This window comes from Oerskovia sp. 140933 (genome assembly GCF_059651515.1).
The window spans coordinates 1-24,620 of record NZ_JAMXIO010000013.1; the positions used below are offsets into that span (position 1 = coordinate 1).

General features: G+C 74.7%; 20 protein-coding genes. 11 read left to right on the plus strand and 9 right to left on the minus strand.

Annotation, left to right across the window (positions count from 1 at the left end):
• Positions 1-66: 66 nt before the first annotated feature.
• Positions 67-441: a hypothetical protein gene (locus tag NHG27_RS08775; RefSeq protein ID WP_193719067.1), complete on the minus strand. Its 375-nt coding sequence runs from the start codon at positions 439-441 to the stop codon at positions 67-69.
• Between the two features lie 408 nt (positions 442-849).
• Between NHG27_RS08775 and NHG27_RS08780 the strand changes: the two genes are divergently transcribed.
• The 8 genes from NHG27_RS08780 to NHG27_RS08815 all read left to right on the plus strand — a co-directional run bounded on the left by NHG27_RS08780 (position 850) and on the right by NHG27_RS08815 (position 12,577).
• On the plus strand, positions 850-2,316 hold the full coding sequence (locus NHG27_RS08780; protein WP_497015927.1) for an MFS transporter: 1,467 nt from the start codon (positions 850-852) through the stop codon (positions 2,314-2,316).
• A gap of 2 nt (positions 2,317-2,318) precedes the next feature.
• A complete protein-coding gene (locus NHG27_RS08785; RefSeq protein ID WP_497015929.1) occupies positions 2,319-4,583 on the plus strand; it encodes a molybdopterin oxidoreductase family protein in 2,265 nt (754 codons plus the stop codon).
• Positions 4,580-6,391, plus strand: coding sequence for an FAD-dependent oxidoreductase (locus NHG27_RS08790; RefSeq protein ID WP_497015930.1), 1,812 nt, complete (start codon positions 4,580-4,582; stop codon positions 6,389-6,391). The genes NHG27_RS08785 and NHG27_RS08790 overlap by 4 nt, the downstream gene beginning before the upstream one ends.
• A gap of 247 nt (positions 6,392-6,638) precedes the next feature.
• The gene (gene nirB / locus NHG27_RS08795; protein WP_497016067.1) at positions 6,639-9,272 is read left to right on the plus strand and encodes a nitrite reductase large subunit NirB; all 2,634 of its coding nucleotides are present in this window, start codon (positions 6,639-6,641) and stop codon (positions 9,270-9,272) included.
• On the plus strand, positions 9,269-9,724 hold the full coding sequence (gene nirD / locus NHG27_RS08800; protein WP_497015932.1) for a nitrite reductase small subunit NirD: 456 nt from the start codon (positions 9,269-9,271) through the stop codon (positions 9,722-9,724). Before nirB ends, nirD begins: the two co-directional genes overlap by 4 nt.
• The gene (cobA, locus tag NHG27_RS08805; RefSeq protein ID WP_497015934.1) at positions 9,721-10,527 is read left to right on the plus strand and encodes a uroporphyrinogen-III C-methyltransferase; all 807 of its coding nucleotides are present in this window, start codon (positions 9,721-9,723) and stop codon (positions 10,525-10,527) included. The genes nirD and cobA overlap by 4 nt, the downstream gene beginning before the upstream one ends.
• Before the next feature lie 122 nt (positions 10,528-10,649).
• Positions 10,650-11,741, plus strand: coding sequence for a uroporphyrinogen-III synthase (locus NHG27_RS08810; protein WP_497016069.1), 1,092 nt, complete (start codon positions 10,650-10,652; stop codon positions 11,739-11,741).
• Positions 11,738-12,577, plus strand: coding sequence for a sirohydrochlorin chelatase (locus NHG27_RS08815; RefSeq protein WP_497015935.1), 840 nt, complete (start codon positions 11,738-11,740; stop codon positions 12,575-12,577). Before NHG27_RS08810 ends, NHG27_RS08815 begins: the two co-directional genes overlap by 4 nt.
• A 52-nt stretch (positions 12,578-12,629) precedes the next feature.
• On the opposite strand, the gene NHG27_RS08820 is transcribed toward NHG27_RS08815, so the two are convergent.
• Positions 12,630-14,186, minus strand: a complete 1,557-nt coding sequence (locus tag NHG27_RS08820) for an MFS transporter (protein WP_497015937.1) — start codon at positions 14,184-14,186, stop codon at positions 12,630-12,632.
• Positions 14,187-14,337: 151 nt separating this feature from the next.
• On the opposite strand from NHG27_RS08820, the gene soxR reads away from it, so the two are divergent.
• On the plus strand, positions 14,338-14,808 hold the full coding sequence (gene soxR / locus NHG27_RS08825; RefSeq protein WP_193719060.1) for a redox-sensitive transcriptional activator SoxR: 471 nt from the start codon (positions 14,338-14,340) through the stop codon (positions 14,806-14,808).
• 24 nt (positions 14,809-14,832) lie between these two features.
• Here the strand turns inward: soxR and NHG27_RS08830 are convergent, their stop codons facing one another.
• The 6 genes from NHG27_RS08830 to NHG27_RS08855 are packed head-to-tail and all read right to left on the minus strand — an operon-like array spanning position 14,833 to position 20,469.
• A complete protein-coding gene (locus NHG27_RS08830) occupies positions 14,833-15,840 on the minus strand; it encodes a hypothetical protein (protein WP_497015939.1) in 1,008 nt (335 codons plus the stop codon).
• Complete coding sequence (locus NHG27_RS08835; protein ID WP_497015940.1) at positions 15,837-16,889, minus strand: vWA domain-containing protein; 1,053 nt, start codon at positions 16,887-16,889, stop codon at positions 15,837-15,839. The genes NHG27_RS08830 and NHG27_RS08835 overlap by 4 nt, the downstream gene beginning before the upstream one ends.
• Positions 16,886-17,965, minus strand: coding sequence for a vWA domain-containing protein (locus tag NHG27_RS08840; protein ID WP_497015942.1), 1,080 nt, complete (start codon positions 17,963-17,965; stop codon positions 16,886-16,888). The genes NHG27_RS08835 and NHG27_RS08840 overlap by 4 nt, the downstream gene beginning before the upstream one ends.
• Complete coding sequence (locus NHG27_RS08845) at positions 17,962-18,477, minus strand: hypothetical protein (RefSeq protein WP_497015943.1); 516 nt, start codon at positions 18,475-18,477, stop codon at positions 17,962-17,964. Before NHG27_RS08845 ends, NHG27_RS08840 begins: the two co-directional genes overlap by 4 nt.
• Positions 18,464-19,459 (minus strand): DUF58 domain-containing protein, encoded by a 996-nt coding sequence (locus NHG27_RS08850; protein WP_497015946.1) that lies wholly within the window; start codon positions 19,457-19,459, stop codon positions 18,464-18,466. Before NHG27_RS08850 ends, NHG27_RS08845 begins: the two co-directional genes overlap by 14 nt.
• Positions 19,460-19,470: 11 nt before the next feature.
• Complete coding sequence (locus NHG27_RS08855; RefSeq protein ID WP_193719054.1) at positions 19,471-20,469, minus strand: AAA family ATPase; 999 nt, start codon at positions 20,467-20,469, stop codon at positions 19,471-19,473.
• Between the two features lie 196 nt (positions 20,470-20,665).
• Here NHG27_RS08855 and NHG27_RS08860 point away from each other — a divergent pair, with 196 nt between their 5' ends.
• Positions 20,666-22,891, plus strand: coding sequence for a bifunctional copper resistance protein CopD/cytochrome c oxidase assembly protein (locus NHG27_RS08860; protein ID WP_497015948.1), 2,226 nt, complete (start codon positions 20,666-20,668; stop codon positions 22,889-22,891).
• A gap of 155 nt (positions 22,892-23,046) precedes the next feature.
• The gene (locus tag NHG27_RS08865) at positions 23,047-24,051 is read left to right on the plus strand and encodes a putative endonuclease domain-containing protein (RefSeq protein ID WP_497015950.1); all 1,005 of its coding nucleotides are present in this window, start codon (positions 23,047-23,049) and stop codon (positions 24,049-24,051) included.
• An 81-nt stretch (positions 24,052-24,132) separates the two neighbouring features.
• Here NHG27_RS08865 and NHG27_RS08870 read toward each other — a convergent pair whose 3' ends face one another.
• Positions 24,133-24,594 (minus strand): hypothetical protein, encoded by a 462-nt coding sequence (locus tag NHG27_RS08870; protein ID WP_497015951.1) that lies wholly within the window; start codon positions 24,592-24,594, stop codon positions 24,133-24,135.
• Positions 24,595-24,620: the final 26 nt, after the last annotated feature.

Here is a 24,620-nt window from a genome sequence, read left to right on the forward strand (position 1 = left end):
AGCCGGACCGGCTCGCCACCCCTCGTCGTCCGCCGGGCTCGTCGACCCTCCGGCCGGGCCCGGCGCTCAGCGGCGAGCCGTGCTCCAACGTTCCGCGTCGAAGGGCATGCGGTCGTACGACCACCCCTCCGGGCGGCGCGACGGGTCGAACCAGACGTGCCCGCCGTCGGTCCAGTTCCGGCGGTAGGAGACGATGCGCTCGGGGGTCGTGTCGTCGATCCCGCTCTCGGCCCCGCAGCAGTCGCAGATCGTGTGCGTGGGGCCGTCGAGCGTCCATCCCGGCTCGTCGAGGTACCAGGCGCACACGCGGCACAGGGCCGCGCTCTGGTCGGCGGCCTCGCCTCGTGGGCCGGCTCCTGCCGTGCCTGCCAGACGGACGAGTGCGGCGAGGGCGCGCAGGGGGTTGAGCGCTCCGGATGCTGCGCTGCTCTGTCGCGGCATGCGTGGACCCTTCTCTCGATCTCAACCACTGGACGGTCGGCCCGGTGGTTCGCCCAGTCGTGCAGCGGCCGGAGTCCACCCAGTCCGGCAACCGTCGAAGAGGCTGGCGCGAGTCTAGACCGGGACCAGGAGCACCAGGGAGGATGAAACGCCGGGCGGCGGGGTCTCGGTGCGATTCCACCCGGTCCGGACGTGACGGGCCTCTCTCGGGGGCCGACAGTGACCGCTCGGCACGCCTGCTGCCGACCGTCCCGCGAGGCCGTCGCTCACAGTCCGCCGGCGCACGGTGTGCGCAAAGCCTTACGGACGGGAAACGGGCGCCGTGCCCGGGAGAAACACGCGCTTCCTACGGTCGCGGGTATCGGTCGAGCACCGCTCGCCGTGCCCGGTCCCCACCCAGGAGGCGCCATGTCCGTCCCCGCAGGTCCCCCGCAGGTCACGACCACGACCGACCAGCCCGCCCCCGCGCTCCCGACTGCCACTGCGCCGTCGGGCACGGTCGGACGGCCCGGTACCGCCGCGGACCCCGCGCCTCGGAGCGCCCCGCACCGTCGCGGGCGCTGGATCGACCACTGGGACCCCGAGGACCCCACGTTCTGGCGCGACGGCGGACGCCAGGTCGCCACCCGCAACCTGTGGATCTCGGTCCTCGCCGAGTTCCTCGGGTTCGCGGTCTGGGCCCTGTGGTCGATCGTCGTCCCGCAGCTCGGCGCGGCAGGGTTCACCTTCACCGTGGACCAGCAGTTCTGGCTCATCGCCGTCCCCAGCCTCGTGGGCGCGACCCTGCGCATCCCGTACACCTTCGCGGTCCCGCTGTTCGGTGGCCGCAACTGGACCGTCGTGTCGGCGCTCCTGCTCCTGGTGCCCACGGTCGCGCTCGCCGTCGTCGTGCAGAACCCCGGGACGCCGTTCGGCGTGATGCTGCTCGTCGCGGCGCTCGCGGGGGTCGGCGGCGGGAACTTCGCGTCCTCGATGGCCAACATCTCGTTCTTCTACCCCGAGAAGGAGAAGGGCCGGGCGCTGGGCCTCAACGCCGCGGGCGGCAACCTCGGGACGGCCGCGGTCCAGCTCGCGGTGCCGCTCGTGATCGTCGCGGGCGCGGGCATCGCGCTCGAACGGGCGGGGCTCATGATGGTCCCGTTCATCCTGCTGGCGGCGTTCCTCGCGTGGCGGTACATGGACAACCTGTCGCACGCCACGGCCGACGTCCGCTCGTTCGCCGCGGCGACCCGCAACCGGCACACGTGGATCATCTCGTTCCTCTACATCGGGACGTTCGGGTCGTTCATCGGGTACTCGGGTGCGTTCCCGACGCTGCTCAGGAACCAGTTCCCCGAGGTCACGCTCTCGATCGCGTTCCTCGGCGCGCTCGTGGGCTCGGTGTCCCGGCCGCTCGGCGGGACGATCGCCGACAGGGTGGGCGGGGCCCGCGTGACCATCGCGGCGTTCGGCGTCATGGCGGTCGGGGCGTTCGGCGCGATCCAGGCGCTGGAGTCGCACAGCTTCGGGGTGTTCTTCGGGTCGTTCCTGCTGCTGTTCGTCGCGACGGGCATCGGCAACGGCGCGACCTACCGGATGATCCCCGCGGTCTTCTCGGCCTCGGGCGAGCTCGCCGCCGCGGCCCTGCCCGACGACGAGCGCCAGGCCCACCGCACCCGGGTCCGCAAGGCGGCCGCCGGCTGCATCGGCATCGCGGGGGCCGTCGGGGCGTTCGGCGGCTTCCTCATCCCGCGCGGCTTCGCGATCTCCAACGACCTCGCCGGGTCGCTCGTCCCGGCCCTGTGGATCTTCATCGGTGTCTACGCCGTCATGGCCGTGGTGACGTGGGCCGTGTACCAGCGGCGGGGCGCGCCCATGGCCGCGGCCGGGATCTGAGCATGGTCGCTCGTCCCGGGCGCGCGGCGCCGTCGGGCAGCGGTGCGGACACGCACTGCCCCTACTGCGCGCTGCAGTGCGGCATGTCGCTCACGCCCGCGCCCCCGGAGGTGCCCGACGGCGGAGCCTCGCCCCGCGTGATCGTCGCACCGCGCGAGTTCCCCACCAACAAGAACGGGCTGTGCCAGAAGGGCTGGACCAGCGCGAGCGTGCTCGGCGCGAGCGACCGGCTCACGGTGCCGCTCGTGCGGGACCGGGCGGTCGACGCGGCGGGGGCCGTGACCCGCGGCGAGCTGCGGCCCGCGACGTGGGACGAGGCGCTCGGGAGGGTCGTCAGCGGCATCACGGCGATCCAGGCGGAGTCGGGGCGCGACGCGGTCGCGGTCTTCGGGGGCGGGGGGCTCACGAACGAGAAGGCGTACGCGCTGGGCAAGCTCGCACGGACGGTCCTGCGGACCGCGAACATCGACTACAACGGGCGCTTCTGCATGGCGAGCGCCGCGGCGGGCGCCAACCGGGCGTTCGGCGCCGACCGCGGGCTCCCGTTCCCGCTCGCCGACCTCGCGGGGGCCGACGCGGTGCTGCTGCTCGGCTCGAACCTGGCCGAGACCATGCCGCCCGCGGTCCAGCACCTCGCGGGCGTGCGAGAGCGGGCCGGGCTCGTGGTCGTGGACCCGCGACGCACGGCGACGGCCGCCCTCACGGGGGCGGGGGAGACCGCCGGTGCGGCGGGCGCGCCGTCCCAGGGCCTCCACCTCCAGCCCGTCCCCGGGACCGACCTCGTGGTGCTCCTCGCGCTCCTGCACGTCGTGTGGGCCGAGGGCCTCGCCGACGAGGAGTACCTCGCGGCGCGCGTGTCCGGGGTCGACGACGTGCGCCGCGCGGTCGCGGCCTGGTGGCCCGAGCGCGCCGAGACCGTGTGCGGGATCGCGGCCGACGAGCTCCGCCGCGTCGCGAGGCTGCTCGCGGCGGCCTCGCCCGCACGCGGTGGACGCGGGGCGTACGTCCTGACGGGTCGCGGCGTCGAGCAGTCGACCCAGGGGACCGCGACGGTCACGGCGGCGATCGACCTGGCGCTCGCGCTCGGCCTGCCCGGCCGGACCGGCTCCGGGTACGGCGCCATCACGGGGCAGGGCAACGGGCAGGGCGGCCGGGAGCACGGCCAGAAGGCCGACCAGCTCCCCGGCTACCGCACGATCGGCGACCCGGCCGCGCGCGCCCACGTCGCCGGGGTGTGGGGTGTGGACCCCGCGTCCCTGCCCGGGCCGGGCAGGCCTGCGGTCGAGCTGCTGCGTTCGCTCGGGACGCCGCGCGGGCCGCGGGCGCTGCTCGTGCACGGCTCGAACGTGCTGGTCAGCGCGCCGAACGCGACGTACGTCGCCGAGCGTCTCGATGCCCTGGACCTGCTCGTGGTGTGCGACCTGGTGCCCTCCGAGACCGCGCTGCGTGCCGACGTCGTGCTGCCCGTGACGCAGTGGGCCGAGGAGGAGGGGACCATGACCTCGCTCGAGGGGCGCGTGATCCGCCGCCGCCGTGCCGTGACGCCGCCGGTCGGCGTGCGGTCCGAGCTGTGGGTCTTCGCCGAGCTCGCGCGCCGCCTGGGCTCGACCGTGCCCTTCCCGCTCGACCCCGCCGAGGTGTTCGACGAGCTCGCGCGGGCCTCGGCAGGTGGCGTCGCGGACTACTCCGGCCTCAGCCACGCGCGCCTCGACGCCGACGAGGCCGCGGGCAGGCCGGGACTGTTCTGGCCCGTGCCGGCGGTGTCGCCCGCCGCGGGGGGAGAAGCGCACCCCGGCACCCCGCGGCTGTTCCTCGACCGCTTCCGCACCCCCGACGGGCGCGCGCGCATGGTCGCGGTCGACCACGTGGGGCCGAGCGACGACGTCCGCCCGGACGCTCCCGTCTACCTCGTGACGGGCCGCGTGCTCCAGCACTACCAGTCGGGCGCACAGACGCGACGTGTCCCCGAGCTCGACCGGAGCGTGCCCGGACCCTCCGTCGAGATGCACCCGATCCTCGGCTTCCGCCTCGGCATCCAGGACGGGGACCCGGTGCGGCTCACGTCGGCCCGGGGCGAGGTCCGGGCACCCGCGCGCTGGAGCGACAAGATCCGCCCCGACACGGTCTTCATGCCGTTCCACTGGAGCGGGGCCGGGAGCGTCAACCGGATCACGACCGACGCGACCGACCCGGTCTCCGGGATGCCCGAGTTCAAGGTGTGCGCAGTCGCCGTCGCACCTGACCCTGCGTCGGAGGTGGTCGCATGAGGCTCAGGCCGTTCCGGGTCGTCGTGGTGGGCAACGGCATGGTCGGGTCCCGGTTCGCGGCCGACCTCCTGGCGGTGGCCGGCCCGGACGGGACGCACCGCGCCCGGCCCCTGCGCGTCACGGTGCTCGGTGACGAGGCGCACGAGCCGTACAACCGCGTCCTGCTGAGCGAGGTCGTCGCAGGGCGTGCCGACATCGGCGCGCTGACCCTGCCCTCGACCGGAGACGAGCGCGCCGAGGTCCACCGGGGGGCCACGGCGATCGCGATCGACCGCGGCTCGCGCACCGTCCTCACGAGCGACGGCGCGTTCCCGTACGACGCCGTGGTGCTCGCGACCGGCTCGGCCGCCCGGGTCCCGGACGTGCCGGGGCTCGAGCCGGGTCCTGGGGGGACCCTGCCCGCCGGGGTCCACGCGCTGCGCTCGCTCGACGACGCACGCGAGATCGTCGCCGCCTCCACGCACGCACGCCGTGCGGTCGTGATCGGTGCCGGAGTCCTGGGCCTCGAGGTCGCGTGCGGCCTCGCCCGGCGCGGGCTCGCGGTGACCGTGGTCCACGGCGGGGCGAGCCCCATGGACCGCCAGCTCGGTCCCGACGCGGGCCTCGCCGCCTCGCGCACGCTCGCCGACCTCGGGATCACCGTGCTGACCGGGGTCCGCACGCGCGAGGTCGTGGTGCACGGGGGCGGCGACGGGGGCGCGGTCGCCACAGGGGTCGTCCTCGTGCCCGACGTCGGACGCTCGCCCCGTGACGCGGGCGCCCCTGGGGCGCGGGGAGGCGGCGGATCGGGCGCCCCGGACCTGACCGGCGAGGGCGACGAGATCCCGGCCGACCTGCTGGTGCTGGCGTGCGGGACCGTACCCGAGGCGACCCTCGCCCGGACCGCCGGCCTGACGGTGGACCGGGGTGTCGTCGTCGGGCACGGGCTGGCGAGCCCCGACGACCCCGACGTGCACGCGATCGGTGACTGCGCGCAGCCGCCCGAGGGAGGGACGGGGCTCGTCGCGCAGGGCTGGGACCAGTCGCGGCGCCTCGCGGCCCTGCTCGCGGAGAGGCTGTCGGACGCGACGAGCCATGCCGACGCACCGGCCCCCGCGAGGGCCGCGAGGCGCGTCCGCCTCACCGACGACGCCCGGCCCAGCATGGCGCTGCGGATCGCGCTCGACGTCGGGCGGAGCGCGGGGGACCTGCCGGGGCCGGCGCCCCGCGAGACGCGGCCCCGGGCGACGGCGCCGACCGACCGGCCGCCACCCCCTGCCGCACCGACCGACGTCGTGCGTCTCAAGGCCGCGGGCCTCGACGTCGTCGCGATGGGCGTCTGCGGCGCGCGGCGCGCGCACGACCCGAGCCACCGCACGCTCCGGCTCACCGACCCCGACGCGGGACGGCACGTCGAGGTCGTCGTCGCGGGCGGCTACCTCGTGGGGGCGACCGTGGTCGGCGCGCCGCAGGTCGGCGCCGATCTCACGGCGACCTACACGCGCCGGATCCCCGTGCCCGCCGACCCGGCCCACCTCCTGCTGCGACCCGTCGCGCAGGCCGCTGCTCCGGCGTCGGACCCCACGCACATGCCCGACCGGACCACGGTGTGCCGCTGCAACGGCGTGACCAAGGGGGACGTCGTCGCGAGCTGGCGCGAAGGCGCACGCAGCACGGCCGACATCGCGCGCGCGACCCGCGCCACCACGGGGTGCGGCGGGTGCCAGGACGTCGTGTGCGGGCTCGCGGACTGGCTGCGCACGGCCGACCCGGAGCAGCCGGCGCCCGCGTCGTCGTCCGTCCTCGAGCCTGCCTCGGTCCAGGGGTGAGGTACCGGGTCGGTGGCGACCAGCACCCGACGGCGCCACGTCGACGCGTCGCGAGCCCGATCTCACGCCCGCTCCCCGCCCCGCGTGAGAAGAACGTTACGGCGGGGCAAAGGGGCGGGTGCGGCGCGGAAACGCCGCATCCCTAGTGTCCGGAGCAGCAGTCGCCTCACCCGGACCGCACCCCCCAGGAGCCCCCGTGACCTCACCTTCGAGCTCTCCCCGCCATCTCGTGGTCGTCGGCGGCGGCATGGTCGCCCAGCGTCTCGTCGAGGCGCTGCGCGCCCGTGACACCGCCGGCAGGTGGCGGGTCACCGTCTTCGCCGAGGAACCCCGCCACCCGTACGACCGCGTCGCGCTCACCTCCTACTTCTCGGCACGCGACCCCGGGGAGCTCGACCTCGGCGACCCCGCGCTGTGGGACGACCCGCTCGTGCGCCTGGTCCGTGACTGCCGGATCGACTCGATCGACCGCGAGGCGCGCCAGGTCACCGACCGGTCGGGCCGGGTCCACGACTACGACGAGCTCGTGCTCGCGACGGGGTCGAGCGCGGCCCGGCCGCCCATCCCCGGCAACGAGCTGCCGGGGGTGTTCGTCTACCGCACGATCGACGACGTCGCGGCCCTGCGCGGCTGGGTCGAGGCCAAGCGCGAGGAGCGGGCCGGGTCGTCGTACGACCGCCCGGTGCGTGGCGCGGTCATCGGTGGCGGGCTCCTGGGCCTCGAGGCCGCGGGTGCGCTCACGGCGCTCGGCGCCCAGGCGACCGTCGTCCAGTTCGGCACGCACCTCATGGACGCGCAGATCGACCTGGGCGGCGGGCAGGCGCTCGGGCGTCTCGTCAACGACATGGGCATCGCGGTGCGCGTGAGCACCGGGACCAAGGAGATGCGTCCCGCGCGGACGACGGGTCACGTGGGCCGCCTCGACTTCGTGGACGGCGGGCGGCTCGACGTCGACGTGGTCGTCATGGCGACGGGCGTCCGGCCGCGGGACGAGCTGGCCCGTGGGGCGGGGCTGCCGGTCGGCGAGCGCGGTGGGGCGGTCGTCGACCTGTCGTGCCGCACCGACGACCCGCACGTGTGGGCGGTCGGCGAGGTCGCGTGCATCGAGGGGCGCTGCCTGGGCCTCGTGGCCCCGGGCTACGCGATGGCCGAGGTGGTCGTCGACCGCCTGCTCGGCGGCGAGGCGACGTTCCCGGGTGCGGACACGGCGACCAGGCTCAAGCTGCGCGGCGTGGACGTCGCGAGCTTCGGCGACGCGTTCGCGCGCACCGAGGGGGCCATGGAGGTCGTCTGGGCGGACCCGGTCGCGGGCGTCTACAAGAAGCTCGTGCTGTCCGACGACGCGCGGACCCTCCTGGGCGGCGTGTTCGTGGGCGACGCGACGCCGTACGCGTCGCTGCGTCCCATGGTCGGTCGCGAGCTGCCGGGCGACCCGGGCGCGTTCCTCCTGCCCGAGGGGTCGTCGGGCGGCGGTGCGGCGGGGCTCGAGCTGCCCGACGAGGCCACCGTCTGCTCGTGCAACAACGTCACCGCGGGCACGATCCGCTCGGCCGTGACCGAGCACGCGTGCGCCGACGTCGCCTCGGTCAAGTCGTGCACCCGGGCGGGCACGAGCTGCGGCTCGTGCCTCCCGCTGGTCAAGAAGATCACGACGACCGAGCTCGAGAAGGCCGGCATCGAGGTCTCGAGCGCGCTGTGCGAGCACTTCGAGCTCTCGCGGGCGCAGCTCTTCGACGCGGTCCGCGTCGCGGACCTGCACACGTTCAGCGAGATCGTCGCGCGGTTCGGACGCGTCCCGGCAGCGGCCACCCTCGTGCCCGACGACGCCGCACCGGCCGGGCTCCCGGCCGCCGGCCCGGGCCGTGGCTGCGACATCTGCAAGCCGGTCGTCGCGTCGATCCTGGCGTCGCTGGGCAACGGCCACATCCTGTCGGGCGAGCAGGCCGCGCTCCAGGACACCAACGACCACGTCATGGCGAACATGCAGAAGGACGGCACGTACTCGGTGGTGCCGCGCATCCCGGGCGGCGAGATCACGCCCGAGGGGCTGCTCGTGATCGGCCAGGTCGCCCAGGACTTCGGGCTCTACACCAAGATCACGGGCGGCCAGCGGATCGACCTGTTCGGTGCGCGGATCGAGCAGCTCCCGCAGATCTGGCGCCGCCTCGTCGAGCACGGCTTCGAGTCGGGCCAGGCGTACGGCAAGTCGCTGAGGACCGTGAAGTCGTGCGTCGGGTCGACGTGGTGCCGGTTCGGGGTGCAGGACTCGGTCGGCATGGCCGTGCGCCTCGAGCTGCGGTACCGAGGTCTGCGCTCGCCGCACAAGATCAAGCTCGGCGTCTCGGGGTGCGCCCGCGAGTGCGCCGAGGCGCGCGGCAAGGACGTGGGCGTGATCGCGACCGACAAGGGCTGGAACGTGTACGTGGGCGGCAACGGCGGCTTCACGCCCCGGCACGCGCGGCTCCTCGCCGAGGACCTGGACGACGAGACCCTGATCCGCACGATCGACCGCTTCCTCCTGTACTACGTGCGCACCGCGGACCGTCTGCAGCGCACGTCGGTGTGGGTCGACGAGGTCGAGGGCGGGCTCGACGGGATCCGTGCCGTGGTCCTCGAGGACTCGCTGGGGATCGCCGCGGACCTCGACGCCGCGATGGCGCGTCACGTCGACACGTACGAGGACGAGTGGCGCGCCGTCCTGGAGGACCCCGAGAAGCTCAAGCGGTTCGGGTCGTTCGTCAACGCGCCGACGACGGCCGACCCGGACCTCGCCTACGTCGCCGAGCGGGGGCAGCCGCGCCCGGCCACGACAGCCGAGCGCGACGGGGCCGCGACGGGTGCGGTCCTGGTCGCGGGGACGACGCTGGAGGTGCGGAGATGAGCACGAGCACGAGGGGGATCGAGGCCGCAGCAGGTCGTCCCGAGCAGGGGGTGGAGACCGTCCCGGACACGGGCACGTCCTGGGAGCCCGTCTGCCGGGTCGAGGACCTCGCCGCCGAGCGCGGGGCCGCGGCCCTCGTCGGAGGACGGCAGGTCGCGCTCTTCCGCCTGACCGACGACCGCGTGCTCGCGGTCCAGCAGCTCGACCCGTTCAGCGGCGCGAACGTCATGTCGCGCGGCATCGTCGGGACCCGGCACGGTGTGCCGACCGTCGCGTCCCCGATGTACAAACAGGTCTTCGCCCTGGAGTCGGGCAGGTGCCTCGACCCGGTCGGGTTCCTCCCCGTGCTCGCGACGGGCCCCGACCTGGCGACGTGGCCCGTCGAGGTGCGCGACGGCGTCGTGCACGTCGCGGTGACCTCGCCGGCGCCTGCGACCGAGCCCGCGCCGTGACGCCCCCCGGCACCACCGGCGCCGTCCCCGGCGGCTCGGTCGTCCTCGTCGGCGGTGGCCCCGGCGCGGCCGACCTGCTCACGCTGCGCGCCTGGCGAGCGCTCGCGAGCGCCGACGTCGTCGTGACCGACCGCCTGGGTCCCGTCGACGTCCTCGCCGACCTTCCCCCGGACGTCGAGGTCGTCGACGTCGGCAAGAGGCCCGGCCACCACCCCGTCCCGCAGCACGAGATCGACGCGATCCTCGTCGAGCACGCCCTGCGCGGGCGCAGGGTCGTGCGCCTCAAGGGCGGCGACCCGTTCGTCTACGGCCGCGGCGGCGAGGAGGTCCTGGCGTGCCGGGCCGCGGGCGTACCCGTCGAGGTCGTCCCCGGGGTGAGCAGCGCCCTGTCCGTCCCGGCGCTCGCGGGCATCCCGCTCACGCACCGCGGCACGGTCGGCGCGTTCCTCGTCGTCAACGGCCACGATCCCCTGGACGCGGTCGCGCTCGCCGCGGTGCGCGACCGCACGGCTACCCTGGTGATCCTCATGGGAGTGTCGATGCTGAACGAGATCACGGACCAGGCGGTCACCGCCGGGGCCGACGTCGCCACGCCCGTCGCCGTGGTCGAGTCCGGTTCCACGCGGCACCAGCGGGTCACGCGCGCCACGCTCGGGACGCTCGCTCGCCGCGCGGCGGACGTCGGCGTCCGGGCTCCCGCGGTCGTCGTCGTGGGAGACGTCGCCGCGGAGGGCCTGCTCATCCCGGCGGGGGCGACGCGACCGGCGGCCCGTCCCGCGCCTGCCCCGGAGCCCGCCCGGTGACGGCTGCGGCCCAGGGTGCGCCGACGGTCGGGACGGGCGCTGCGCCGTCGGGCCCGCCGCCCGCGGACCCCGCGTCGGGCGCGGACCCCGCCGACGAGCGGCGACCCGCGCTGGGGCAGGTCATGGCCGGCTGCACGGTCCTCGTCACGGCCGACCGTCGCTCGGCCGAGCTGGCCGCCGCGCTGGCCCGCCGGGGTGCCGAGATCCGCCACGCCCCGGCTCTGAGCATGGTCCCCAACGAGGACGACGAGGCCCTGCTCGCGGGCACGCGCGACCTCGTCGCCCGCGCGCCGGACGTCGTGGTCGTGACCACGGGCATCGGCTTCCGGGGCTGGATCGAGGCCGCCGACGCGCACGGGCTGGCCGACGACCTCCTGGCCGTCCTGGGCCGGGCCCGTCTCGTGGCGCGCGGCCCCAAGGCCCGCGGCGCGATCCAGGCCGCAGGGCTCCAGGCCGACTGGGTCGCCGAGTCGGAGACGTCGGGCGAGATCGCCGACGTGCTGCTCGGTGAAGGGGTCGACGGGCTGCGCATCGCGGTCCAGCACCACGGTGCGGGGGCCGACGGCCTGGACGTGGTCTTCGCGCAGGCGGGGGCCGACGTCGCGAGCCTCGTCGTGTACCGCTGGGGTCCGCCCCCGGACGAGGCCGCGCTCCGGGCGTCGGTCCACGCGGCCGCGGGCGGGGACATCGACGCGGTCGTCTTCACGTCGGCCCCGGGGGCCGAGGCCTGGCTCGCTGCGGCGGAGGCCGAGGGGGTCGGGGACGCCGTCGTGGCGCGGTGCGTGAGCGGTGCCATGGTCGCCGCGGCGGTCGGTCCCATCACGGCCCGTCCTCTCGCGCACCGCGGCATCCCGACGCTCCAGCCGGACCGCGGCCGGCTCGGGGCGCTGGTCCGCACGCTCGTCGGGCACTACGAGCACGCCGAGACCCTCGCGCTCGTGACCGTGGCGGGCAACCTGCAGATCCGGTCGCGCGTCGCGGTGCTCGACGGACGGGTCCTCCCGCTGTCGCCCACGGGGCTCGAGGTCCTGCGGCTGCTCGCCGCGCGCGCCGGGGAGATCGTGACCCGCGACCAGGTCCTCGCGGCCCTGCCCGGGGACTCGCGCGACCCGCACGCCGCCGAGGTCGCGGTCGCCCGCCTGCGCGAGGCCGCCGGGGACCGCACCCTCGTCAAGACCGTCGTCAAACGTGGCTATCGACTGGAGCTGGCATGAGCACGGAGATCCTGGGGTTCCCCTCCGACGCGACCGGGGAGAGCGCCCCGTCCGGAGGCGCGGGCGCACCCGTGCTCGTCGGCTGCTCGCACGGGACGGACAACGTGGCCGGGCAGGCCGCGATCCGCGCGATCCTCGACGACGTCCGGGCAGCGCGTCCCGAGCTCGACGTGCGGGAGGCGTTCGTCGACGTCCAGCAGCCCGCCGTGGCCGACGTCGTCACGCAGGCCGTCGCGCCGCCCACCGCGGGCGAGGGGCAGGGTGGGGCCGCCGTCGTGGTGCCGCTGCTGCTGTCCGCGGGCTTCCACGTGAACGTCGACATCACCGAGGCCGTCTCCCCGGCCCACGAGGGTCGCGGCCCGCAGCACGGCCCCGCGGTCGCCGCCGGAGCCCTCGGCCCGGACCCGCGGCTCGCGCAGATCCTCGCCGACCGCCTGGCGCAGGCCGGCGTGCGACCGCACGACGCCGTCGTCCTGGCCGCCGCCGGGTCGAGCAAGGCCGCGGCCGCCCGCGACGTCGAGGCCGTCGCCGAGCACCTGCGCGCGCACCACGACGGTCCCGTCACGGTCGGGTTCGGCGCCATGGCCACCCCGTCGGTGCGCGACGCCGTCGCGGCCGCACGTGAGGCCCTCGCCACGACGACGGCCACCCGGGAGGGGAGCGTCGCCCCGCGCGTGGTCGTCGCGGCCTACCTGCTCGCACCCGGGTTCTTCCACGACCGCCTCCTCGGGACGGGCGCCGACGTCGTCACCGCGCCGCTCGCGCCGGACCCGCGCCTCACGTCGATCGTGCTCGACCGGTACGCCGAGGGCGTCGCGGCGCTGGCGCTCGGCTGACGCGAGCGGCCCAGGTCCGCCCACGCCGCCCGTCACCGCCGGGCGCGGGGCCTCACGCCGGGACGCGGGTCCGCGGCGAGACGAACGCCGCGAGCAGCGCGATCGCGACCATGGCCCCGAAGCACACGACGTAGGCCAGGAGCCCGAGCGGTTCGCGCAGCACCACGAGCATGGACCCCGTCACGGCGAGCGCGATGGCCGCGGACAGTGCGTCCGACACCTGGAGCGCCGAGCTGTTCGCGCCCTGCTGGTCCTCGGGGGACAGGGCGAGCGTGAGCACCGAGAGCGTCGGGTGGACGAGCCCCATGCCCAGTCCCGCGAAGGTCCAGGCGAGCATCCCGACGATCGGAGGCACGGCGGCCCAGGCGAGGAGCACCGTCCCGGAGATGCCGCCCGCGATGAACAGCGTCCCGATCAGGACGAACTGCGCGTGCGTCCACCCCCAGTGGGCCTTCCCGCGCAGCCACGCGCCGACCGACCACCCGATCGCTCCGAACGTCAGGACCCCGCCGGCCTCGGTCGGGGACAGGCCCCGCTCGGACTGGAGGAGCAGGGGGAGCAGGACCTCGGTCCCGGTGAAGGCCGCAGCGATCAGGCCGCGGATCGCGATGACCGACGGCAGGCCGCGGGCGACGCGGGCCGTGCCGTGCGGGAGCAGGCGAGGCACGCTGACCACCACCAGGGCCAGGGCGGCGACGAGCGGTACCCACAGGGCGGCACCTTCCTGCTGGCCGGCGAAGTGCAGCAGACCGATCCCGACGGCTGCGGCCACGGCCCACCAGAGGGCCGCGCTCCCGGTCCGGTCCGCCGGAGCGACCTCGCCCCGGTCGCGCGCGACGGCCCGCAGCCCCGGGCGCATCATGAGCACGGCCGGGACGGCGAGCACGGGCACCGCGAGGAAGACCCAGCGCCACCCGACGTGCTGGACGATCAGCCCCGAGATCACGGGCCCCACGAGCGAGGGCACGACCCACGCCGCGGCGAAGGCCGCGAACACGGACGGGCGCCGGTCCTCGGGGAAGACGCGCGCGACCAGGACGTACAGGGCCACGATGTACATCCCGGTGCCGAGCCCCTGGACCACGCGGCCCGCGACGAACACCCCCATGACCGGCGCCAGGCCGGACACCACGAGCCCCGCGAGGAACAGGCCCACGCCCACCCACAGCGACGGACCCGGGCCGAACCGGTCGCACCAGCGTCCGGCCGCGACCATGCCCACGACGCTCGCGGCGATCGAGCCCGCGAACGCGACCGCGTACAGCGCCATGCCGTCGAGGGCCGTCGCGACCGTGTGCATCGCGGTCGCGACCGCGAGCGACTCGAACGCGCCGAGCAGGACCAAGGCCACCATCCCGACGAGGACCGTGCGCTGCGTCGTGGGGGACAGGCCCGCGCCGACCGCGGGGCGGGCGGGGGCCGGCGGGTCTGCCGCCGGCGTCGCGGCCGACCTCTCGGCCGCCGGCGTCGCGGCCGACCTCTCGGCCGTCGCCGTCGCGGTGGTCGTGCCTGTCACCGTGGCAGGTCCGGGCGAGGAGTCGGGCGCGTGGGCGTCGCCGATCGCGGCGGCGATCTCTGCCTCGGGCGCCTCGGGGCGTGGTGGTTCCATGTCTCCTCGCAGGGGTGGGCGCGGTCCGGTGGGGGCTGCGCGTCAGGTGCGCTCGATCGAGCGCTTCGACTAGTCTCGAACCTCAACCATTGTCGAGGTCAAGGCCCGTTCGTCTCGTCGATGGACGGAGTGACGAATGCCTGGAGCAATCATGCCTGACGAGGGGCCCCAGCCCGACGACGAGCTCACGGTCGGCGAGCTCGCGCGCCGCAGCGGCGTCTCGGTGTCCGCCCTGCACTTCTACGAGCGTGAAGGCCTGCTCACGGCCCGCCGCACCCCGGGCAACCAGCGTCGCTACCCGCGCGAGACCCTGCGGCGCGTCTCGTTCATCCGCGTCTCGCAGCGTGTCGGCATCCCGCTCGCCCTCGTCCGCGAGGCCCTCGCGACGCTCCCGCAGAACCGCACCCCGGACGCCAAGGACTGGCGGCGGCTCTCCCGCATGTGGCACGCCGACCTGGACGCCCGGATCGAACAGCTCGTGCGCCTGCGGGACCATCTCACCGACTGCATCGGCTGCGGCTGCCTGTCGCTGCGCAAGTGCGTCCTGGCCAACCCGCACGACGTGCTCGCGGAGGAGGGCCCGGGCCCGCGGACCCTGCTGGTCGACGGCCTCGACGACTGAGCCGCCGGCAGGACGACGGCACCGTCACCAGTTCTTCGAGGAACCGCCCCCGTCGCCCGCGCCGCCCGTGGGCTCGTCGCCGCCGAAGTACTCCTCGTACTCCTGGCGGCTCTGCTCCTCGTCGTCCCGGGCCTCGGAGTCCTGCTGCTGCAGCTTCTCCTGCCGTTCGGCCTCGGCGCGCTCCTGCTCGCTCTGGTCGGCCCCGTCCGGGGTCTCGCCCTCTTCCTCCCCGTCCGGGGTCTCCGGGGCGGTGGGGTCGGGTTCCGGCTGGGCGTCCCTCGCCTGCTGCTGCTTGTCCTGCAGGCGCTGGGTCGACTCCTGGTTCTGCTCCTTCTCCTGCTCCGGCTGGTCCTCGCAGCCCGGCCACCCCCGGACCTGCTCGGCGGTCGCGTAGGACCGCTCGGCGTACGAGAACCAGGTGGTCGCCTCGTCCTGCAGGTCCTGGGGGTCGATGTCCGTGCCGTCGCCCTCCGGGTCGACCAGGAACTGGTTGTAGTCCTGGCCCGCGTCGCGAGCGGCGAGCGCCTCCTCGAGCGCCACCTTCTGGGCGAGGTAGTCCTCGGCCATGGTCGTGTCGAAGTCGCCCGAGGTCTCGTACGAGATCGAGAGGTTGACCTGGATGCGGCAGCGCACCGCGGGTGCCTCGTCCTCGGCGAGGTCGTAGGCGCGGTGCAGGTCCGAGATCGCGGCGACGTCGTCTCCGGACCGGTGGAGCGCGGTACCCGTGTTGTACCAGGCCTTCCACGGGTCGACGACGTTCATCGTCTTCTGCAGGCCGAAGTTCGTGGCGGCCTCCGAGTAGTCGTTCGCGTCGTAGCGCCCGGAGGCGTAGGAGGCGATCACGGGCAGGAAGGCGAGCTTGGTGCCGAGGACGAGCGCGGCGACCAGCAGGGGCACGGGCAGCAGGAGCAGCAGTGCCCGACGGCGCAGCCTCCTCGAGCGCATCGCCGCCCGCTGGGGGGAGCGCGTGCCGGGCCGACCGGTCTGCGGGAAGAACGGGCCGGGGCGCGGCGGGACACCGTTGTCGCTCATGCGCGCACCCCCACGCGTCGGGCCGCGGACCGGCCGGCAGCCCACGCCTCGAACCCGAGGAGCACCGCGGCCACGAGCGCGAGCGGCCACACCACGGGCCGGTAGGACGTGACCGCGCGCCGGCCGTCCGCCGCGACCTGCTGGGGGTCGACGCCCGCGACGAGCTCCGCCGTCGGGCCTGCGGTCTCGCGGTGCACGTACGGCACCCCGAGCTGGGTCGCGACCGCGCGCAGGTTCTCCTCGTCGATCACGGACAGCGCGTCGGGCGACTCGGTGTCCGTGATCGTCGACCGCGACGGGTCCTTGATGTACGCGGCGGTGGCCGGGTCCTCGCCCGGTGCGTACTCCTTCATGCGACCACCCTCCGGGGTGCCGTAGCCCAGGACGGCGCCACCGTCCACGAAGGGCGCGAGGTCCTCGTACGAGCGGGGCTCGCCGCTCGCGGTCTGCTCGCCGTCGGACAGGAAGAACACGAGGCGCACGTTCGACGGGCGGTCCGTCGCGGCCCCCTGGAGCGCTGCCGACAGCTCGTCGTGGGGCCGGTCCGTGAGCGACCCCTTCGAGTAGAGCGTGATCTCGCGCTTGAACGTGTCGGCCCAGGACGTGATGGCGCGGGCGTCGGTCGTGAGCGGGAGCTGGCGCGAGGCCTGGGAGTCGAACGAGATGATCGAGTAGCGGGCCCCCGGGATGTCACCCGTCAGGCTCGCGATGTCGTGGCGCACGCCCACGAGGCGCTCGTCCGTGCCGTCGAAGTCCTCCGCGGCCATGGATCCCGTGCGGTCGACCACGAAGAACATGTCGACGTTCGCGACCGACGTGTCGCGCTCCGTCACGGGGACGGAGGGCCCGAGGCCGACCACGGCGAGGACGGCGACGAGCGCGGTGCGCCGGGCCCAGGCGCCGCGTGGCCCGGCGGGAACCCCCTGGCGGGCCCCGCCCGAGCCGGACGACGCACGCAGCGCGACCACGAGCTGCCACACGGCGAGCCCGAGCAGCGGCACGAACACCCCGGCCCACGCCCACAGGGGGATCAACGGCTGGACGGTCATTCGCGCAGCCTCCAGGCGACGACGAGGAGGAGCGCGACGCCGGCGGTCCCCACGAGGAACAGGAGCGTCGGCAGGTCCGTCACGATCACCTCGGGGGTCGCGTCGAGCTCGACCGCCTGCTGCGTGACGACCTCCTCGACCATGCCCTCGACGGCCTGCGGGTCGCCCGCGAGGAAGTACAGCCCGCCGCCCGCCTCGACCACGTCGCGGTACTCGACCTCCTCGGGCGTGCCCGCGTACAGCTCGGAGCCGCCGTAGATCCCGTGCAGCGTGATGTCGCGCGAGGCGACGAGCGCCGTGGCTTCCTCGAGCGTGTAGATCGGCTCGCCCGCGACGTAGTTGTCGGTCGCGAGGATGATCGAGCGCGACCGGTCCGAGGCCTCCTCGTCGAACTGCAGCGCACAGTTCGCGAGGCCGTCGCCGATGAGGCTCGCGGCGGACTCGTTCGCGAGCGTGCCCGCGGTGTACGTGAGGAACTCGAGGATGTCCTTCTCGTCGCGCCCGCTGCTGAAGTCGAGCGTGCTCGGGTCCTTGTCGAACGCCGCGACGCCCGCCGCGAGCTCATCCTGGACCAGGGCGTAGTCGTCGGTCAGGGGGAACACGGTGCGCGAGGTCGAGTTGAAGATCGACAGCGCGATCCGCTCGCCCTCGAAGTTGTCGACCAGCTCCGAGTAGACCTTGAGGATCTCGCCGTCGTAGGCCGTCATCGAGCCGGACACGTCGAGGCACAGGACGATGTCCCGGGTCCCCAGCCGGTCCACGACCACCTCGGTCTCGACGGGGCGCGCGGCCACCGCGCCGACGCCGACCAGCGCGACGAGCAGGCCCACGAGCCCCCCGACCTGCAGCGCCCGGTAGCGGCGTACCCAGGCCGCGAACGCGGGGACCTGCGCGAGGTACGCCGAGTTCGCGACCCACGTGACGTCGTCGGGCCGCGCCTTCTGCGCCCGTTCCCGACGGCGGCGCGCGAGCCACCAGGCCGCCGCACCCGCCGCGAGGGCCAGGACCAGGACCGCGGCGAGCAGCCACGGCCACAGGATCGAGGCGCCCTGCGGCCCCGGGGTCAGCGCGGTCACCACGTCCTCACCACCGAGCGGGCACGGTCGATGGACTCCCTGCCCCCGGGCGAGACACCCTGCTCCCGGTGCGCCGACGGCTCGCCGTCGTCCTCCGCGAACGACGGCCGGTAGTAGCGCGCGATGAGGCGCGTCAGGTGCTGGGCCCCGGTCAGGCGCTCGATCTCGGACAGCGTCAGCACCGACGCGTCGACCCCCAGCCGGCCCGACGCGAAGCCGCGGACCTCCCGGGACAGCGCCAGGTGCAGGGCGCGCTCGTCGAGCTCGCCCGCGAGATAGCGCTGCTCGACACCCGCGAGACGGGACTCGAACTCGGCGCGCAGACCCGCGTACGGGTCGTAGGGGCCGCTCACCAGGTGAGGAGGCGCGGACAACGCCTTCTCCTGCGCCGACGCGCGCGTCGACAGGACCGCGAACACGACCCATCCCACGACCAGCAGGAGCAGGAGGACCCCGAGGGCCGCCCACCAGCCGCTGTACAGGACCGGGGCGTAGAGCTCATCGTCGGGCACGCTTCTGCCTCCCCAGGAGCTCGACGAAACGCGGCACGACGTCGTCGGTCCCCGTCACGCTCACGGCCTCCACCTGGAGGGTGCGCAGCAGGGCCACCACGGACTCGCGCCGGGCCTGCGCGGCCTGCGCCGCGCCCGCCGCGACGTCCGCCCGGCCGCGCAGGAAGGGTGGCAGGTCGAGCGTGCCGTCGACGTCGGCGACCGGGCCGAGGCCGCGGCGCGCGCGGGCCCGCCCGGCGGGCCCCGCTGGGGTGGCCGGTCCAGCCGGTGCGGCTGCGGACGGTGCGGTGGCGGACGGTGCGGTGCCTGGCACGGGCGGCGGCGCCCCGACCGGCGACAGGTCCGCGACCGCGACGACCATGACCTCGTGGCGCACGCGCAGGCGCCGCAGCAGGACCTCGTGCTCGGGACCCGGGCGGGCCTCGTCGGTCACGACGACCATGAGCGAGCGGCGACGGAACGCGTGCAGGGCACGGTCGAGCGCACGGTTCAGGTCGCTCGCCGGTGCGTCGACGCCCAACCGCCCCTCGACCGTGCGGAGCAGGAGCTCGAGGTCCTGCGTCCCGGCACGGGGCGGGAGCTGCACGAGCCGCCCCGCGTCCCCCGCGACGAGCGCGACCCGGTCGCCACGGTCGCGCGCGAGGTACGCGACGAGCGCGCAGCAGAAGGCCACGACGTCCGCCTTCGGTTCCCCGCTCGCCGCGGTCGCGCCCATGTTGCGGCCCGTGTCCACGACGAGGACTAGGTTGACGTTGGACTCGCGGGCGAAGCGGCGCACCACGGGGATGCCCGCACGGGCGCTCGACTTCCAGTCGATGTCGCCCACGTCCTCGCCCGGCGCGTACAGGTGGAGGTCGTCGAAGTCCTGCCCGTGCCCCTTGAGGATCGACCGGTGCCGCCCCTCGAGCAGCCCCGAGGCCCGCCGGGCCAGCGGGAGCTCGAGCCTGGCCCGCACCTGGGCCAGTCGCGACACGTCTGTCATGGACCTGCGCCCTACGGGGTGGGGACCGCGTCGAACACGGCGTCGATGAGCTGCTCGGGCGGGACGTCGTTCGCGAGCGCGTCGAACGTGCGCACCAGGCGGTGGCGCAGGACCGCGTAGCGCACGGCCTTGATGTCGTCCGGCACGACGAACGCCCGCCCGGCCTGGATCGCGAGCGCCTGGCCCACACGCATGAGCGCGATCCCGCCGCGAGGGCTCGCCCCGACGCGCACGTGCTGCGCCAGGCCCGGGACGGGCCGCGGCCCCGACAGGCGCGTCGTGTTGATGAGGTCGACGATGTACCGCTTGATCGACTCGTCGACGTACACGTCGTCGACCAGGCGCTGGAGGAACACGACGTCCTCGATGCTGACGGGCTCGGCCGTGATGGGCGCCGTCATGCGGCCCGTCGAGATGCGGTCCAGGATCTCCAGCTCCTGCGCCGGTGCAGGGTAGGTCAGCACCTCCTTCATGAGGAAGCGGTCCATCTGGGCCTCGGGCAGCACGTACGTGCCCTCCTCCTCGATGGGGTTCTGCGTCGCGACCACCATGAACGGCGAGGGCAGCGGGAAGTTCTCGCCGCCGATCGACGTCTGCTTCTCCTGCATGGCCTCGAGCATCGCCGACTGCGTCTTGGCGCTCGACCGGTTGATCTCGTCGAGCAGCACCAGGTTCGCGTGCACGGGCCCGAGCTGCGTGGTGAACGCCCCGGTCGCGTAGTTGTAGATCTGCGTGCCCACGATGTCGTTGGGCATGAGGTCCGGCGTGCACTGGATGCGGTGGAACGAGCCGTCGATCGCCGCCGCCAGCGTCTGGGCCGCCGTGGTCTTGGCGAGGCCCGGGACCGACTCCAGCAGGATGTGGCCACCGGCGAGGAGCGAGCTGACCAGGGCCGTGCGCAGGGCCTCCTGCCCGACGACGCGCTGGTCGAACACCTGCTCGACCCGCTTGAGCAGGTGGCCCGCGCGGTCCAGGTCCGTCGTGGAGATGCTGCCGTGACCTGTGGCCATCGTGGGGTCCTTCGCGGGCTCGGGGCGGTCAGGGCGCCTCGCCCCGGAGGGGACGCCGTTGCGAACCCGGCCCAGTATGCCAGCGCGGACGCACGCCCGGTCGGGGCGCTCGGGCCACGGCGGGCCCGTCGCGGGCGAGGAACGCAGCGGACCGCGGGAATACCGCGATGCACCGCGAGCCGCCTACCCTGGTCGGGTGACCGCCACCGCCCCCCGCAGCACCCCAGGAACCGCGCCCGACCGGACCGCGCAGCCCGCCGGCCGGGACGCCGCCGACCACCCGCGCAACCCCTGGTGGCTCGTGCTCGCCGGGCCCGCGGCCGTGGTCGTCGCGATCCTCTCGGTCGTCGCGGCGGGCGCCTTCTCCGGCGCCTTCCGGGCACTCGAAGGGTTCGCCGACCCCGGCGTGGTCGCCCGCTGGGGTCTGCCGATCACCACGACCCTGACCGAGCTCGCGATCGCCCTGACCATCGGGTCGCTCGTGCTCGCGGCCTGCGTGCTCCCGGCCGGCCCGCCCCTGCGCAAGGCCCTCGGCGTGGCGGGCGCGGCCTCGGCGGTGTGGGCCGTGCTCACCGTGGCACAGACGATCCTGCGCTACTCGGTCCTGTCGAGCATGCCCGTCACGAGCGTCGGGTTCGGCGAGCAGCTCGCAGCGTTCGTCACCCAGATCTCGCTCGGCCGCAGCCTGCTCGGCGTCGTGATCGTCGCCGCCGTCACCTCGGCGTGCGCGCTCGCGGTCCGCACCGCGACCGGTGCCCTGTGGACGGCGCTGCTCGCGCTGACCGCCCTCGCGTTCCAGGCCAACACGGGTCACACCGCCGGCGCCGCGAGCCACGAGCTCGCGATCTCCTCGATGTTCCTCCACCTCGGCGGCGCGGCCCTGTGGATCGGTGGGCTCGGCGTGCTCGCGATCGTGCGGCTGCGCGGCGGCCTCGACCGGGCCGCGTTCGCCTCGTCCGTCTCGCGCTACTCCGCGATCGCGGGCTGGTCCTTCGTGGCGGTCGCCGTCTCGGGCGTCGCGAACGCCTGGATCCGCCTCGGCGGCGTCGACGGCCTGAGCACCGACTACGGGGTCCTCATCCTCGTCAAGGTCGGCCTCATCGTGGTGCTCGGCGCGATCGGGTTCGCGCACCGCGAGCTCGTCGTGCGCCGGCTCCAGGCGGGGGCCGCTGGCAGGACGGGCACGGCCGGCGGTGCCGCCCGGACGACCACCGCCGCAGGCGGGCCGGGGACGGCGGGGGGCTCTGCCGTCGGGAAGGGCTCTGCGACGAACGGCGCTGCCCCGGGGAAGGCCGCCGCCGAGAAGGCCGCGACCTGGTTGTTCTGGCGGCTCGTCGCGGTCGAGCTGCTCGTCATGGGCGCGGTGTCGGGCGTGGCCGTCGCGCTCGGTTCCACGGCGCCGCCCGTGCCGGACGAGCCGATCGCGCTCCCGACCCCGGCCGAGCTCGTGACCGGGCACCCGTTGCCCCCCGAGCCGGACCTCGGCCGCTGGTTCAGCGAGTGGCGCTGGGACCTGCTGCCCGCGTTCGCGTGCGTCGCGGCCCTCGTCGTCTACCTGCGCTGGGTCCGGCGGCTCGCGAGGCGCGGCGACAAGTGGCCCCTGGGCCGCACCGTCTCGTGGTGCGCGGGGATCCTCGTGCTGTTCTGGGTGACCAACGGCGGGCCCGCGGTGTACGGCCACGTGCTGTTCAGCGCGCACATGGTCCAGCACATGGTGCTCGCGATGGTCGTGCCCATCTTCCTCGTGCTGGCCGCGCCCGTGACCCTGCTGCTGCGGGCCGTGCCCGTGCGCAAGGACGGCTCGCGGGGCCCGCGCGAGTGGGTCCTGGCGCTCGTGACCTCGAGGTGGGGGCAGTTCTTCGCCAACCCGATCGTCGCCGCGATCAACTTCGCCGGGTCGATGATCGTCTTCTACTACACCCCGGCGTTCGAGCTCGCGATGACGACGTACGTCGGGCACCTCGTGATGCTCCTGCACTTCACGCTCGCCGGGTACCTGTTCGCCAACGCGCTCGTCGGGATCGACCCGGGCCCGCGCCGACCCGGCTGGCCCCAGCGGCTCCTGCTCCTGCTCGTCACCATGGCGTTCCACGCGTTCTTCGGGGTGTCGCTCACGACCGGGACGCAGCTCCTCGTGCCCGAGTGGTTCGGGCTCATGGGGCACGACTGGGGCATCAGCGCGATCGCCGACCAGCAGCGCGGCGGCGGCGTCGCGTGGGGCATCGGCGAGCTGCCGACGCTCTCGCTCGCGATCGTCGTCGCGGTCATGTGGGCGCGGTCCGACGAGAAGGACGCCCGACGCCGCGACCGGCGCGTGGACAAGGACGGGGACGTCGAGATGGACGAGTACAACCGGATGCTCGCGAAGATGGCGGAGCAGGACACGAAGGACCGATCCCTTCGTCGCCGAGAACGGGGTTGAGGTCGTCATTCGTCAGATGACGACCTCAACCCCGTTCTGGACCGCGGGGAACCTCGTTCTCGACGACGATCCACAGGACGCCGGGCGGACCGGTCCGTCCACAGAGGCTCTCGTCCCACGGTCGGGCCGCTCGTGACCCGTGCTGTGATGCCGCGATGCGCCCTCTGTCGCCGCTCCCCGAGCCCCTCCTGACCGTCGCGTACCGCCAGGAGGGGTTGGTGTCGGCAGCGCAGTGCGACGCGAACGAGGTGCGCTCGCACCGACGCTCCCGCCTCGTCGAGCAACGACGCTGGAGCCGGGTGACCCGCGGCGTCTACGACACGAACCCCGTCCGCCCCGACCGGCGCGACGTGCCCGGCGCGCCCGACCACCGGCGTCGACGCGCGGCCTGGGCGGCGCTCCTGGCGTTCGGCCCGGACGCGATCGCCGTCGGACCGTGTGCGCTGGCCCTGCTCGGGGTGCAGGGGCTGCCGCTGCGGATCACCCCGCAGGCCGCCCTCCCGGGTGGCCGTGCGACCGAGTCCAGGGAGGGCATCGTGCTCCGGCAGTTCGACGACGGGATGACGGTCCACCGGGTGGGCGAGCGGTACGTCGCCACGCCGGACTGGGCCCTCGCCCAGGCCGTTCCGGAGGTGTCGCGCCGCTACGCCGTGGCCCTGATGGACAGTGCACTGCACGGTCGGCTGCTCGACGCCGGAGGCCTCGACCGGGCGCACGACCTGGCTCGAGGCCGTCGAGGCGTCGCCCGGACCCACTCGTGGTGGGAGCTCGGCGACCCACGGGCCGAGTCCCCGCTCGAGACCTTCGCCCGGCTCGACTGTCTCGATGCAGGTGTCCCGCCGGACGACCTGCAGGTCGTGCTGACGGGAGAAGCCGGGGAGTTCCTCGCCCGGGGTGACCTGGGCTGGCGCCTCCCGGACGGGGCGTGGTTGATCGCGGAGATCGACGGTGCAGGGGTGCACGGATCGCCTGAGGCCCTGTTCGCGGACCGGCTGCGGCAGAACCGCCTCGTCGCCTCGCGGGGTGCGGCACTGCTGCGCTTCACGGCTCGAGACCTGGCGACGCAGGGACGTGTCGGAGCCGAGATCAGGAGCTTCCTGGACCGAGCACGAGGTTCTGCGCGCTCGAGAACGGGGTTGAGGTCGTCATCTGACGCATGACGACCTCAACCCCGTTCTCGACAGCTCGGCAGCTCGGCAGCGGGGCAGCTCGGCAGCGCGGCAGCGGGGCCCGGGCCCGGCTCAGCCAGCCGTCACGACCCAGCCGTCACCGGTGCCGGGCTCGACGCGCAGGGTCGTTCCCGGGCTCAGGACACGGTCGGCCACCGGGAGCTCCTGCGAGCACACGTCGGCCCGCGCGAGCCGCAGCTCCGCGGTCTGCGTCACCTGGTTGTCGTTGACGAACACGAGGTAGCCGGTCCCCACGTCGACCGTCTCGGGGAGCTCGCCCTGGACGGGGCCGTCGGCGGTCCCCGCGGCCTGGGCCACCTCGGTGGTGTCGTCGCCCGGGCACACGATCACGGCCTTCTGCCAGTCGAAGTGCGTGGTGCTGATGAGGTCGAGCTCGCCGTCGGCGTCGCCTGCGGCGTCGACGGCGGCGAGGACGGTCTCGTCGAGGTCCGGTGCGGGGTCGGACCCGCACCCGGTCAGGAGCAGCCCGACGGCGGCGCTCACGGTCAGGGCGAGGACAGGAACCTTGGGCACGGGTCCAGTATGCGCGTGCGCGGGCT

Coding starts and splice junctions, on each gene's coding strand:
- NHG27_RS08775 (WP_193719067.1), bottom strand. CDS start 441: ATGCCGCGACAGAGCAGCGCAGCATCCGGAGCGCTCAACCCCCTGCGC.
- NHG27_RS08780 (WP_497015927.1), top strand. CDS start 850: ATGTCCGTCCCCGCAGGTCCCCCGCAGGTCACGACCACGACCGACCAG.
- NHG27_RS08785 (WP_497015929.1), top strand. CDS start 2,319: ATGGTCGCTCGTCCCGGGCGCGCGGCGCCGTCGGGCAGCGGTGCGGAC.
- NHG27_RS08790 (WP_497015930.1), top strand. CDS start 4,580: ATGAGGCTCAGGCCGTTCCGGGTCGTCGTGGTGGGCAACGGCATGGTC.
- nirB (WP_497016067.1), top strand. CDS start 6,639: ATGGTCGCCCAGCGTCTCGTCGAGGCGCTGCGCGCCCGTGACACCGCC.
- nirD (WP_497015932.1), top strand. CDS start 9,269: ATGAGCACGAGCACGAGGGGGATCGAGGCCGCAGCAGGTCGTCCCGAG.
- NHG27_RS08810 (WP_497016069.1), top strand. CDS start 10,650: ATGGCCGGCTGCACGGTCCTCGTCACGGCCGACCGTCGCTCGGCCGAG.
- NHG27_RS08815 (WP_497015935.1), top strand. CDS start 11,738: ATGAGCACGGAGATCCTGGGGTTCCCCTCCGACGCGACCGGGGAGAGC.
- NHG27_RS08820 (WP_497015937.1), bottom strand. CDS start 14,186: ATGGAACCACCACGCCCCGAGGCGCCCGAGGCAGAGATCGCCGCCGCG.
- soxR (WP_193719060.1), top strand. CDS start 14,338: ATGCCTGACGAGGGGCCCCAGCCCGACGACGAGCTCACGGTCGGCGAG.
- NHG27_RS08830 (WP_497015939.1), bottom strand. CDS start 15,840: ATGAGCGACAACGGTGTCCCGCCGCGCCCCGGCCCGTTCTTCCCGCAG.
- NHG27_RS08835 (WP_497015940.1), bottom strand. CDS start 16,889: ATGACCGTCCAGCCGTTGATCCCCCTGTGGGCGTGGGCCGGGGTGTTC.
- NHG27_RS08850 (WP_497015946.1), bottom strand. CDS start 19,459: ATGACAGACGTGTCGCGACTGGCCCAGGTGCGGGCCAGGCTCGAGCTC.
- NHG27_RS08855 (WP_193719054.1), bottom strand. CDS start 20,469: ATGGCCACAGGTCACGGCAGCATCTCCACGACGGACCTGGACCGCGCG.
- NHG27_RS08865 (WP_497015950.1), top strand. CDS start 23,047: ATGCGCCCTCTGTCGCCGCTCCCCGAGCCCCTCCTGACCGTCGCGTAC.